Annotated in this window: 9 protein-coding genes and 1 pseudogene; 2 read left to right on the top strand and 8 right to left on the bottom strand. The window is 53.7% G+C overall.

Annotated elements, in window-relative coordinates; all coding sequences use genetic code 11:
- Together HMPREF1144_RS31350 and HMPREF1144_RS11795 are read left to right on the top strand one after the other, a co-directional pair.
- A pseudogene (locus tag HMPREF1144_RS31350) lies at positions 1-176 on the top strand (LysR family transcriptional regulator); the annotation flags it as partial.
- The gene (locus HMPREF1144_RS11795; protein ID WP_009652853.1) at positions 170-613 is read left to right on the top strand and encodes a FosA family fosfomycin resistance glutathione transferase; all 444 of its coding nucleotides are present in this window, start codon (positions 170-172) and stop codon (positions 611-613) included. The pseudogene HMPREF1144_RS31350 and the gene HMPREF1144_RS11795, both read left to right, overlap by 7 nt.
- Positions 614-888: 275 nt before the next feature.
- Here the strand turns inward: HMPREF1144_RS11795 and HMPREF1144_RS11790 are convergent, their stop codons facing one another.
- The 8 genes from HMPREF1144_RS11790 to HMPREF1144_RS11755 all read right to left on the bottom strand — a co-directional run bounded on the left by HMPREF1144_RS11790 (position 889) and on the right by HMPREF1144_RS11755 (position 12160).
- Positions 889-2232: an APC family permease gene (locus HMPREF1144_RS11790; protein WP_004128506.1), complete on the bottom strand. Its 1344-nt coding sequence runs from the start codon at positions 2230-2232 to the stop codon at positions 889-891.
- Positions 2229-3140 carry an acetamidase/formamidase family protein gene (locus HMPREF1144_RS11785; protein ID WP_009652855.1) on the bottom strand — a complete coding sequence of 304 codons (912 nt, stop codon included), beginning with the start codon at positions 3138-3140 and terminating at the stop codon, positions 2229-2231. Before HMPREF1144_RS11785 ends, HMPREF1144_RS11790 begins: the two co-directional genes overlap by 4 nt.
- 452 nt (positions 3141-3592) lie before the next feature.
- A complete protein-coding gene (gene symE / locus HMPREF1144_RS11780) occupies positions 3593-3928 on the bottom strand; it encodes an endoribonuclease SymE (RefSeq protein WP_009652858.1) in 336 nt (111 codons plus the stop codon).
- Between the two features lie 217 nt (positions 3929-4145).
- A complete protein-coding gene (locus HMPREF1144_RS11775) occupies positions 4146-5912 on the bottom strand; it encodes a restriction endonuclease subunit S (RefSeq protein ID WP_009652846.1) in 1767 nt (588 codons plus the stop codon).
- Entirely contained in the window at positions 5912-7381 is a 1470-nt protein-coding gene (locus HMPREF1144_RS11770; RefSeq protein WP_009652832.1) for a type I restriction-modification system subunit M, read from the bottom strand. The genes HMPREF1144_RS11775 and HMPREF1144_RS11770 overlap by 1 nt, the downstream gene beginning before the upstream one ends.
- Before the next feature lie 74 nt (positions 7382-7455).
- Complete coding sequence (gene hsdR / locus HMPREF1144_RS11765) at positions 7456-9885, bottom strand: EcoAI/FtnUII family type I restriction enzme subunit R (protein WP_009652831.1); 2430 nt, start codon at positions 9883-9885, stop codon at positions 7456-7458.
- A gap of 46 nt (positions 9886-9931) precedes the next feature.
- A complete protein-coding gene (locus HMPREF1144_RS33590) occupies positions 9932-10720 on the bottom strand; it encodes a hypothetical protein (RefSeq protein ID WP_227500437.1) in 789 nt (262 codons plus the stop codon).
- 27 nt (positions 10721-10747) lie between these two features.
- A complete protein-coding gene (locus tag HMPREF1144_RS11755; protein WP_004128527.1) occupies positions 10748-12160 on the bottom strand; it encodes a PLP-dependent aminotransferase family protein in 1413 nt (470 codons plus the stop codon).
- Between the last annotated feature and the right edge of the window lie 40 nt (positions 12161-12200).

Below are 12200 nucleotides of genomic sequence, written 5' to 3'. Positions count from 1 at the left end.
CGGTGCTGCCGGAGCGGCTGGTGCGTGGCGCTGGCGGCCTGATGGTGGTTGAACCGCCGCTGGCGGTCGCCGGGTTTGAGATGCTGATGCTGTGGCACGAGCGCTGGCACCGCGATCCGGCGCACCGGTGGCTGCGCCAGCAAATCGTAACGTCATTAGAGGAAAAGCCATGTTAAGTGGATTAAACCATCTGACCCTGGCGGTCAGCCAGCTGGCGCCGAGCGTGGCGTTTTATCAGCAGCTTCCGGGGATGACGCTGCGCGCCCGCTGGGATAACGGTGCGTATTTTTCCTGCGGCGACCTCTGGCTGTGCCTGTCGCTGGACCCGCAGCGGCGCGTCATTTCACCGGAGGAGAGCGACTACACCCACTACGCGTTCAGCATTTCGGAGGCGGATTTCGCGCTTTTTGCCGGGCGCCTGAATGCGGCTGGCGTTCCGGTTTGGAAAACCAACAAAAGCGAAGGCGCGTCGCATTATTTCCTCGACCCGGACGGCCACAAGCTGGAGCTGCACGTTGGCAATCTCGCCCAGCGCCTGGCGGCGTGCCGGGCGAAGCCCTATAAAGGTATGGTGTTTTTTGGCGAGGATGAACAGACGGCCGGGAACCCGTAGCCCGGCTAAGCGTAGCGCCACCGGGAAAACAATCTGAAGCGATATTGCGCGTTGTTTCCCGGAGGCGGCGCTTAACGCGCCTTGTCCGGGCTACCGGCCCGCAGACGGCTGGGAACCCGTAGCCCGGCTAAGCGCAGCGCGAGCCGGGGAAAAGCGGAGGCAGCATTGTGCGTTGTTTCCCCGGAGGCGGCGCTTAACGCGCCTTGTCCGGGCTACCGGCCCGTGCGATCTGGTAGCCCGGCTAAGCGCAGCGCGAGCCGGGGAGATAAATCGCGTTAGCCTTCCAGCTTCAGTTCCACATTGCGCTTGAGCACCAGGCGCATCAGCAGGTAATAGACCACGCCAACCGCCAGCCAGCTCAGCCCCAGCACCTTCGCCTGCGCGTCCATTTCATAAATAACAAAGCCGATAATGCACAGCCCCACCACCGGGAACAGCAGGTGTACCACCAGATTGCGCGATTTCTGACGAATGATGTAATGGTTTATCACGGCGATATGCAGCACCAGGAAGCCCATCAGCGCGCCGAAGTTCACCAGCCGGCTGAGGTTATCGATATCGCCGTAGAACCAGAGGCCGGAAGCCAGCGAAATCAGCGCCACAAACAGGGTGCTGACGTAAGGCGTTTTCAGCCGCGGATGCACTTTCGCCAGCAGCTGCGGCAGCTGCTTGTCGCGCGCCATCGCAAACAGAATACGCGACACGGCGGCCTGCGCCACCAGGGCGTTAGCAATCCCCCAGGAGATCACCGTCGACCACATGGTGACATACTTCAGCCAGCCGCCGCCCGCCAGATTCGCGGTATCGTAGAAGGCGGTATCGAGGCTGCTGAACGTCATGCCCTGCGCCAGATCGGCGGCAATCCACGTTTGCAGGATAAACAGCGAACCAACCAGCATCAGCGCGCCCAGCGACGCCTTACCCACGGTATCTACGCCGCCTTTCGTTTCCTCTGACAGCGTGGAGATCCCGTCGAAGCCGAGGAACGAGAGCACGGCGATGGAGACCGCGCCCATCACCAGCGGCAGGCTGAACTTATCGGCGTTATAGAGCGGGTCGAGGGTCAGATGGCCCGCCCCGGCGCCGGAGTAGAGCGCAATCAGCCCCAGCACGACGAACACCGATAGCACCACGATCTCCGCGATCAGAATCGTGTTATTGGCGCGCGCGGTAAAGGTAATGCCGCGCAGGTTAATCAGGCTGTTAATCGCAATAAAGCCGACAATCCACAGCCAGCCCGGCACGCCAGGCAGCATGGGCGCCAGCGCCGCCGCGCTGACGATATAGAGCAGCGACGGCACCAGAATATAGTCCAGCAGGATCAGCCAGCCGGCGAAAAAGCCGACAATCGGATGAATACCGCGCTGGGCATAGGCATATACCGAGCCGGAGACCGGAAACGCGCGCGACATCGACCAGTAGCTCATGGCGGTAAAGAACATCGCCACCATACCGATAAGATAGGCCAGCGCCACCATGCCCTGCGCGCCGTCCCAGACGTAGCCAAAGACGCCAAACGGCGCGATAGGCACCATAAATATCATGCCGTAGACCAGCAGATCGCGGAACGTCAGCGCCCGATGCAGCTCCTGCTTATAGCCAAATTGTTCAACGCTCATGCCTGCTCCCCTTCAATTCGCAGGGAGAGCTGTTCAGCCACTGATTTCGGTAAGGCATAGCGGCAGGTTTTCAGCGGGTCGACTACCTGACAGATTTGCAGGTCGCCCGCAATGCTCAGGATGCTGATGGCGTCCGCCAGCGTCAGGGAGGTATTGTCGGCGATAAAGTGCGCCATATTGCGGGTGGCCAGGGCGGCGGCATCATCAAGGGTCAGCGCCGAGGCGAGGGTAAACAGGGTCTCGCTGTTTTCGAGCATCGGCAGCGGCAGCTTGCGGTTTTTGACCACCGTCAGTTCGACCAGCACTTCGCCGGGGATTTCCAGACCGCAGACCGAGACTTCGCCATCGCCCATCGCGGCGTGTAAATCCCCCAGTCCGAACAGCGCGCCGGGCACGTTGACCGGCAGCCACAGGGTGCTGCCGGCGGTAATCATTTTGCAGTCCATATTGCCGCCGTGGCTATCCGGCGTGCCGCAGGAGATGGCTTCCCCGGCAGGCGCGACGCCGATCACGCCGACCATCGGATTAAGCGGCACGCGCACGTTGCCGGGCAGTACGGCATGGTCGTTTTCAATGGGCACGATAGTGACCTTAGGGGCATCGAGCTCGTCGCCAATCACTCCGAGCTGCGGCGCGGTGACCATCACCGCCTGATTGCTCGTCAGGGTAATGCGCTTGATGGTCACCTTGAGCGCATCGCCCGGCTCGGCGCCCTCGACGTACACCGGCCCGGTCGCTGGGTTGATGCGCTGCCAGTCCAGTTCGTTGAACACGGCATCGGCGGAGGTGATTTGGTCGGAGAAGCAGTCGCAGGTTTCGAACAGCACTTCACTGCCGCTGCTGACGGTAGCGACAGGAGCGTTATCCCGCGACATGGCGTAAACCACCCGATCTTTGGTTATTTTCATGACATTCATCCCGGTTATATTGTTGTGTTTTTTATATTTAGAGTTTCCCGTATAGGGAATGAGTGAATGTATCGGGATTATTATGGGAAGGCAATCAGGTCAGTTTTTTCAAAAATAAATGGTATATATTTGCTGGTGAATCATGCGGTTAGCTATATTGGTGGGGTTTTCTTATATGCTGGTTATTTAGCAAAAAACTTTTTGTTATTTTGGCTTTAGTGGTTATTTTCTAATTGTTTACTGCTATGGGACTATTATCCAGCATATTACGCTGCTGCGTACGGCAGTAGGATTATTTATATATGCGGTGATATGAGCGCATTATAAGGTTTTAGGTGCCGTGAGAAGAGAAATCCCGGAGGCGGCGCTTGACGCGCCTGTCCGGGCTACCGGCCCGCAGACGGCCGGTATCCCGTAGCCCCGGTCAGCGCAGCGCCGCCGGGGAATTTAGCTTAGGCCAGCTTACATTTCTGCCCGGCGATCGCGCCGATTAACGCCTGCACCTGCTTCTGCTTGCGCGCCGACAGCTTGTGCAGCTGGCGCAGAGACTCTACCAGTTCCGGCTCCGGCTGCTTCGCGGTAATCACGATACAGCCTTCCATTACTTTGATATCGATTTTGGCACCAGTGGCAAAACCGGCGGCTTCCAGCCACTGGCCTTTCATGATAATCGCCGGGATACGCTGGCGATCTTCAAAGCGGCTCGCGTAACTGACGGTGCCTTTACGGTTATTTTCCGGGGAGACTTCTGGATCGGTGAATTCTGCAATAGAATGCGGGGTAGTCATGATCTCTATTCCTATTCCAATAGTGGTTGTGATTAGCAAGGCGCTCGTGTTGCAGCACGGGCGTCTTGCGTTAAATACCTGTACATATCATCAGGGAATAGAAGGAAAGTCCAGCTGAAAATGAATGAAAATAACGGCGTGGATGAAAGGAAGGATTATTTCTGGTGATGGGAATAAAGCGGCTATTTAGCCGCTTTATTGGTTTATGAAGGGCGGGTTAATTTATGGCGGCGTCAGTGAGGTCGTCGGCCAGGTGGAGCTGGGTTTGTTGGGATGCTTTTATGTTGGATTTAAGGTTGTTGCAATATTCAAATAAAATATTAACTTTATCAATTATTCTATACTGTTCATTTAGCGGTGGAAGAGGGATGTTTAGATTTTCAACATCTCCTACACGTAGATGTTTAACCGTCAAACCAACAGCATTCACCGATGCCCTTTCAAGTAAATGAGGCTCTGTAAGTGCAAGCAAGAGAAATTCATTAGAAACAAATTCATGCATAACTCGAATAAGCATTGTTCGTTGTCCCAAACACCATTTAACATTTGGTGGTATGATCAATGCTTCGCCCATAGGAGCCTCACGGGTAAATATAATATCTCCCGGTGATGGCGGACAACGTTTGGACCAAAAATCATATGTCTCCTGGCTAATGAATTTTAAGTCTTGCTCCAGAAACCTTCTCTCACGGATATTAGTCGTCCGAATTATTGGTATGCCCGTATCTGTATATGGGGCCGTTTTATTGTGACAATCAACTAAGTATTCGCAAAGTTCAATAAGATGAACTGTCGTCCAATTATTCGGTAACCTGAATGGTGGCTTTGCCTTTTTTAATTTATTTATTTTACGAAGCATTGTTTCAGCTTCTTTATTATCAGCTTGTTGTTGTCTTAGCTTTTTATTTCGTGATGTGCTTAATTGTTCTAATAAAATCTCTGCTGAAGAATCATTCGGATCCTGCGGCACCAGTTTGCCCATCACCGCCAGTTGCAGAATGGTCTGTTGTAACGCGTCAATGCTGGCTTCGGTGATAAACAGCGTGTCAAAATTCTCGCTGATACGCGCCCAGTTTTCGGCCAGTTCATCGGTGTTCTGGCTGTCGGTTAGCGTAGTTAGCAGGGTTTCAACCAGCTGTTGGTGGGCGTCCAGACTGGTCAGGGAATGCTGCTCCAGTTGGTCGCAGAGGGACATGAGAGCAGTAAGTTTTACAACAATTCGATATTGTTCTGCCAACGGTGGAAGTGCCATAACCGTATTACGTAAGGTGCTTAGTGATACAAAAGGCTGAACTCCACCAGAAGATATATTTCTCAACACTAAGGATAAAGACTCCAGCACACATCTTAAATATTCTGGAACAGATAGATCTTTGCTATAGTATTTAAATAAAGCAACATTTTTTATTGAGAATTCATTTTGAGTATCAACAATAGCAGGATTTCCAATACTACCAATCATAGCAAAGAGAATATCATTGAATTCTACAAAAGAGCGCTCTTTAATTTTTTCATGTGCCTCTTTGCTTATAAATTTAATATCATCAAAATTCAGTTTTCCAGAGGACAAATTTTTACTTGTGACCAATGGATAGCCTTCTGATTGATACTTAGGAGTATCATGCGTTCCATCTCTTACATCATATATTTCTACAAGACGCGCCCATTCCCACCCCTCCGGCAGCTCAAACGGTTTCTCTTCCTCGCTAATCTCCGGCAGCGGCTTCTGCTTTTTAATTTTCCCCTGCTTCACCAGCTCGGCCTTTTCCGCCGCAATGCGTTTCAGCAGCACCGATGCCGGTTCATCGTTCGGATCCTGCGGCACCAGCTTGCCGCGCACCGCCAGCTCCAGAATCAGCTCACGCAGCTTCTTAATGCCGTACAGGTCAATCTTACCCGAACTGCCGCGCCCGGCCGTAGAGCGGGTTTGCAGCGCCGTGGTCCAGGTATCGATATGGTCGACAATCAGTTTTTCCACCGCCATCAGTTGGCCTCCTTACCGGAGAGCGCCGCGCCGAGGATATCGCGCAGCTGGTGGCGCAGGGTCTGGATTTCTTCCTGTTGTTTGGCGTACTGCGCCAGCAGTTCGTCTGGGTCGTGACTGACGGTTTCCGCCTGGTGCGGGTTTTTGATATCGAGGTTAAAGTTGCGGGCAATCACCTCGTCGATGCTGACCTTCCACGCCTGTTCGTTTTCGACGCGGCTGGCGAAGCCGTCGGCCTCGTTGCCCCACCAGTCGATCTCGGCCTGGAATTCTTCAAACTTCATCGGCTTGGTTTTGCTGTAGTTCTTCACGCCCGCCGGGTACGGATGCTCGTAGAACCAGATCGCTTTGGTCGGCTGGCCCTTGGTAAAGAACAGCAGGTTGGTTTTGATCCCGGTGTACGGGTTAAACACGCCGTTCGGCAGACGCACGATGGTGTGCAGGTTGCACTCCTCGGTGAGCAGCTTTTTGATTTTGGTTTTCACGCCTTCGCCAAACAGCGTGCCGTCCGGCAGCACCACCGCCGCGCGGCCGTTTTTCGCCAGCACTTCAATAATCAATTGCAGGAACAGATCCGCCGTTTCGCGGGTCTGCATTTCTGCCGGGAAGTTCTTCTCGATGCCGTCTTCTTCGGTGCCGCCGAACGGCGGGTTGGTGACGATCACATCCAGCTGTTCATCCCACGACGACAGCGGCTTGTTGAGGGTGTTGTCGTGACGAATTTGCACCGGCACTTCGATGCCGTGCAGCAGCATATTGGTGGTCGCCAGCAGGTGCGGGAGCTGTTTTTTCTCCACGCCGTGGATCTGCTGTTGCAGCGTCTGGTGATCGGCCACGCTCTTCACGTAGTTGTTTTTTACGTGATCGAACGCGCAGGCGAGGAAGCCGCCGGTGCCGCAGGCCGGGTCCATAATTGATTCGCCGAGCTTCGGATCGACGCGATCGACCATAAAGCGGGTGACGGCGCGCGGGGTATAAAACTCACCGGCATTGCCCGCCGATTGCAGATCTTTGAGGATCTGTTCGTAAATGTCGCCGAACAGGTGGCGCTCGCTGGCGCTGGTGAAGTCGATTTCGTTCAGCTTGTTGATCACCTGACGCAGCAGGGTGCCGTTTTTCATGTAGTTATAGGCATCGCTGAACGCCTGTCTGACCACAAAGCCGCGCGGGTTCTTATCGATAGGCGCGCTGAGGTTTTTCAGCGCCGGGAACAGGTCATCGTTGACGAATTCCAGCAGGGAATCGCCAGTAATGCCCTCGGCGTTCGCCGCCCAGGTGCGCCACAGGTAGCGCTGTGGTATAGGGAATTGGTAGTTATCCTGCTCCAGTTCCAGCGCTTCTTCCTGGGCGTCGAAGATTTTCAGAAACAGTAGCCAGGAGAGCTGGCCGAGGCGCTGCGCATCGCCGTCCACGCCGGCGTCTTTGCGCATAATGTCCTGTAAGGATTTGATAACTGAGCTGATTGACATGATGTGTTCCATGTTTCATTAACAATAAGGCCTTCTGCTACGCGGTGGCAGCAGAAGGCGCAAAAGGGGAGTGGTTACGCGGAGCGGGGCGGTAGGTGGTAGATTTCGCTCTCCAGCTCGCTGATGGCCTGATTATACCCGTTACGGTCGCCGAATCCGCTTTTAATGATCTCCGGCAGCGTACCCATGCTGTCAAACGGCTTGAGCTTCAGTACGTGAATACTCTCTATTTCCTGCACGCCCGCGTCGGCGTATTTATCCAGCAGTGTATTCAGCACCGCCTGCGCGGCATCGGAGTATTTGGTGAAGTAGTTGCGCTTACGCACGTTCTCCGCCCGCTCTTTGCGGGTTAACGGCGGCTGACCATACACCACGTGGCACAGCATGTCGAACGGGTCGAGCTCTTTACCGACCTCTTCCGCCAGCACTTCCCAGATTATACCCTGCTGTTCCAGCTCGTTGATGATGGCCTGTTTGCGCTCGGCGCCCTGCCATTTGCGGGTGAAATCATCCAGCGAGGCGTACTCTTTGAGCAGCGTTTTGCGGGTGTAATCTTTGAAGGATTCGGTGACCAGCTTGCCGTCGGCGTCGTAATACTGCACGCGCTGGGCGATTACGCCGACGGCCACGCCGTTGACGTGAAACTTGCGCACTTTGTTCTCGTCCTCTTCCGGCAGCGGGCCGACATCGCCGGAATCGGTGACGGTATACGGGGCGGGATCTTCATCGACACCGGTGATGTCGTTTTCGGTCTCTTCTTCGTGTTCGTCGAACTGCTCTGCAAAATCAGACTCCGGGTCGGCGATATCTTGCGGCGTGGTGTCCATCACCTTTTCCGGGATGCCGTCGAAGCGCTCGTCGGCGAACAGTTCGGTGGCCTTTTTGAAGTCGAGGATGGTGAACCATAGCTTGCCGTAGCGTTCATCGATGCGGGTGCCGCGGCCGATGATCTGCTTGAATTTGGTCATCGACTGAATGTTTTGGTCCAGCACCACCAGTTTGCAGGTTTTGGCGTCCACGCCGGTGGTCATCAACTCGGAGGTGGTGGCGATGACCGGATAGGCTTTTTTGGGGTTAATAAAGTTATCCAGCTGGGCTTTGCCGATGTCGTCATCGCCGGTGATTTTCATCACGTACTTGTCGTTCTTCTTGACCTGTTCCGGGTTGAGATTGACCAGCGCGCGGCGCATTCGCTCCGCGTGATCGATGTCGTTACAGAAGATGATGGTTTTATCCATCGGGTTGGTGCGTTTGAGGTAATCGGTAATGGTTTTCGCTACCAGTTCGGTGCGCTCATCGATCACCATCGTGCGATCAAAATCTTTCTGGTTGTAGATACGGTCGTCGATCAGCTCACCGTTTTTATCCGTCTGGCCTTTGGTGGGACGCCAGCCCTGAAGATCAACATCGATATCGACGCGCACCACTTTATAAGGGGCAAGGAAGCCGTCTTCGATGCCTTCTTTCAGCGAGTAGATATAGACCGGGTCGCCGAAGTAATCGGTGCTGGAGACTTCATGAGTCTCTTTCGGCGTGGCGGTTAAGCCAATCTGCGTGGCGGCGCTGAAATAGTCGAGGATTTCGCGCCATGCGCTGTCTTCCGAAGCGCTGCCGCGATGGCATTCGTCGATCACAATCAGGTCAAAGAAATCCGGGGCTACCTGTTTAAAGGCCTTTTGATCTTCTTCCGGGCCGGTAATGGCCTGGTACAGCGCGAGATGGATTTCAAAGGCCGGGTCGATGGTGCGCCCGGTGACCTTGGTCATCGCTGTGCCAAAGGGCAAGAAGTCGTTATTTTTGGTCTGATCGACCAGAATGTTGCGATCGGCCAGGAACAGGATCCGCTTCTTACTTTTCGCTTTCCATAAGCGCCAGATGATCTGGAAGGCGGTATAAGTTTTGCCGGTGCCGGTTGCCATCACCAGCAGAACGCGGTTCTGCCCGGCGGAAACGGCTTCAATCGTTTTATTGATGGCCTGTAGCTGGTAATAACGTGGCGCTTTGCCGCTGCCGTCGTCGTAGTAGTCCTGAGTAATTACCGGAAGCTGGGCTTCGGTGTAACCTTTCCAGACGCAGAGCTTGTGCCAGAGTTCGGCTGGGGATGGAAATTCGTCAAGGGTAATACTTTTTTCGAGCAACTCGCCTTCGGCTGCCGTGGCATCGCGGAAAATAAAACCGTCGCCGTTGGTGGCGAAGACGAAAGGAACGTCCAGCAGGCGTGCGTACTCGATGCCCTGCTGCATCCCCTTGCCGATTTCGTGTTTGTTGGCTTTGGCTTCAATGACCGCCAGCGGAATGCCCGGCTTGTAATACAGCACGATATCGGCGGATTTCACCGTTCTGCGCGCTGCAACCTTACCGCGCACGATGACCTTACCGTCCCGGAGTTTGACCTCCTGTCGGATTTGCGTTGTGTCGCTCCAGCCGGCATCGAGGATGGCGGGCATAACGCGTTTGGTGATAATGTCTGCTTCCGTCAGGGTACTCAGGTTAAGGTCAGCCATAGTTCTCTCTTTACGTGAACAGGAACCTTCTGATTTTACATAATTATCAATTCTGGGAGAAGATATTTATACACTCATTCAGGTATAGGTTTTTATCGATTTTATTAATGTGTGAGGGATTTATTTTTAAATCATAAAATAATTCGCAGAATTCTTTCTTGTTCACCATTCCACTTCCGTCTACTAATTTTATTTGATTAGCTGAATAATAAGAGATGCTAATTGATAAGAGAAGGATAATTGCACTGGATGGTTTTTTGTAATACATCGACAAGTAACGAAATGATGGAGCTATTAATAGTCTGAATGTAAGTGTAAGAACAAGCAATGCCAATATAAAACCTATCATTAGATCAATGTTGCCAGATGGTCTGTTAAAATCTCCAGTAAGGAAAATTCTGTTGATTGCTATGCAAAACAAGAAGAATGTTATTACATTAATAACCGCGTAGGTTTGAAGCACCTGAAAAAAATAAACACTATGACACACATTTTTTTTAAATCGAGTTGCTGTAGACATGCACAGCCAGAAAAAGACTCCAAACTTTATAGGTTGGATTAACAAAAGAATGTACCAATATAGTTGATTGAATATTAATTTAAAGCTAGTTATGGGAGCTAATTTTATTGAAAGAAAACTGAATGCAGCTATCAATGAGCCTACAATTAGTATTGATTTTAATAAATTAGCGCCAGAATTTACCAAGGGAGCATATTCATGGGTGCCGTCATATATTTCCGGGTGTTTAATGAATATATACATTTCCGAGAGGAAATCATATCCTGGAATAATTTTTAATGCATTGGTCGAAAATTTTTTTAAGTTGCTTTCCATATATTTTCCATTAGTTAAGATGATTAATCACTCCATCGCCACTTTCACCGCTTCCCCCAGCTGCACCATCACCTCTTTATGCTTCTCGATCGGCGGCAGGGCGCAGTTGATCCTTAAGCAGTTGCGGTATTTCCCGGATGCTGAAAACAGCGATCCCGGCGCGACCTGGATTTTCAGGCGGCACAGCTGCTTCGCGACGCAGACCATATCCACCTGCTCCGGCAGCTCGACCCACAGCATAAAGCCGCCTTTCGGGCGGGTAACGCAGATCCCGCAGGGGAAAAACTCCCGCAGCCAGCAGGTGTAAATTTCCATATTACGCTGGTAGATCTGCCGCATTCTTCGCACGTGGCGGTGATAGTGGCCTTCGCGAATAAAGTTACAGGCCGCCAGCTGAGTGGAGGGAACGTTGGTTCCGCTCGCGGCATACTTCATCTGCAGCAGGCGATCGTAATAACGGCCGGGGGCAATCCAGCCGATGCGCAGGCCGGGAGCGATGGTTTTGGTAAACGAACTGCAGAGCATCACCCGGCCGTCGATATCCCAGGAATGGATGGTGCGCGGACGCGGGTATTCGGTCGCCAGCTCGCCGTAGATATCATCCTCAAAGATAACGATATCGTGGCGCTGGGCGAGGCACAGCGCCGCCCGCTTGCGGGCATCCGGCATGATAAATCCCAGCGGATTATTGCAGTTGGGGACCAGGATCACCCCTTTGATCGGCCATTGATCGAGCGCCAGCTCTAACGCCTCGATGCTGATCCCGGTTTCCGGATCGGTGGGGATCTCGATGGTTTTTAGCCCTAATCCGCGCAGCATCTGCATGGTGCCGTAGTAGCAAGGGGATTCGACGGCGACGATATCGCCGGGCTGGCAGACCGACAGCAGCGCCAGCGACAGCGCGCTGTGGCAGCCGCTGGTGAGCACCAGATCGTTGGCGGTGACCACCGATCCGCCGTCGAGCATCAGGCGGGCGATCTGTTCGCGCAGCTCGCGACGCCCGGCCAGCTCGTCGTAGTTCAGCACTTCGCTAAGGTTGTGCTGAATTGCCCGGCTCAGCTCGCGCCAGATAGGCTTCAGGCTCGGCTGAGTGACGTCCGGCGAGCCGCCGCCGAAGGGGATAATTGATTTATCGTGGCGGGCGTCGAGCATGGTCAGCACCTGATCCCACTGGGTGATCTCGACAGGGCGCTGGACCGGACGCGACATCGGCGGCACCGGCGGCTGGGCTTTACGCGGAGCCACGAAATAGCCGGATCGCGGCTGCGGCACGATCAGCTGCTGCTGTTCCAGCGTCTGGTAGGCCTGCTGAACGGTGCTGATGCTGACACCGTGTTCCTGGCTCAGGCTGCGTACCGACGGCAGCTTTTCGCCGGGGCGATACAGCCCCTGTTCGATGCGTTCTGCCAGCAGGCTGGCCAGATGTTGATAGCGGGTCATGCTGTATCCTTGATCGTCGCCATACAGATCAATAAACCAG

The organism is Klebsiella sp. OBRC7 (assembly GCF_000293135.1).
GTDB lineage: Bacteria > Pseudomonadota > Gammaproteobacteria > Enterobacterales > Enterobacteriaceae > Klebsiella > Klebsiella michiganensis.
The sequence above is the reverse complement of the archived record's forward strand: the minus strand, read 5'-3'. Positions and strand labels throughout refer to the sequence as shown.

Excerpts from the sequence above, each read along its gene's own strand:
- HMPREF1144_RS11785 (WP_009652855.1), bottom strand. The coding sequence starts at position 3,140 with ATGAAAATAACCAAAGATCGGGTGGTTTACGCCATGTCGCGGGATAAC.
- HMPREF1144_RS11755 (WP_004128527.1), bottom strand. The coding sequence starts at position 12,160 with ATGACCCGCTATCAACATCTGGCCAGCCTGCTGGCAGAACGCATCGAA.
- HMPREF1144_RS11775 (WP_009652846.1), bottom strand. The coding sequence starts at position 5,912 with ATGGCGGTGGAAAAACTGATTGTCGACCATATCGATACCTGGACCACG.
- symE (WP_009652858.1), bottom strand. The coding sequence starts at position 3,928 with ATGACTACCCCGCATTCTATTGCAGAATTCACCGATCCAGAAGTCTCC.
- HMPREF1144_RS11795 (WP_009652853.1), top strand. The coding sequence starts at position 170 with ATGTTAAGTGGATTAAACCATCTGACCCTGGCGGTCAGCCAGCTGGCG.
- HMPREF1144_RS11770 (WP_009652832.1), bottom strand. The coding sequence starts at position 7,381 with ATGTCAATCAGCTCAGTTATCAAATCCTTACAGGACATTATGCGCAAA.
- HMPREF1144_RS33590 (WP_227500437.1), bottom strand. The coding sequence starts at position 10,720 with ATGGAAAGCAACTTAAAAAAATTTTCGACCAATGCATTAAAAATTATT.
- HMPREF1144_RS11790 (WP_004128506.1), bottom strand. The coding sequence starts at position 2,232 with ATGAGCGTTGAACAATTTGGCTATAAGCAGGAGCTGCATCGGGCGCTG.
- hsdR (WP_009652831.1), bottom strand. The coding sequence starts at position 9,885 with ATGGCTGACCTTAACCTGAGTACCCTGACGGAAGCAGACATTATCACC.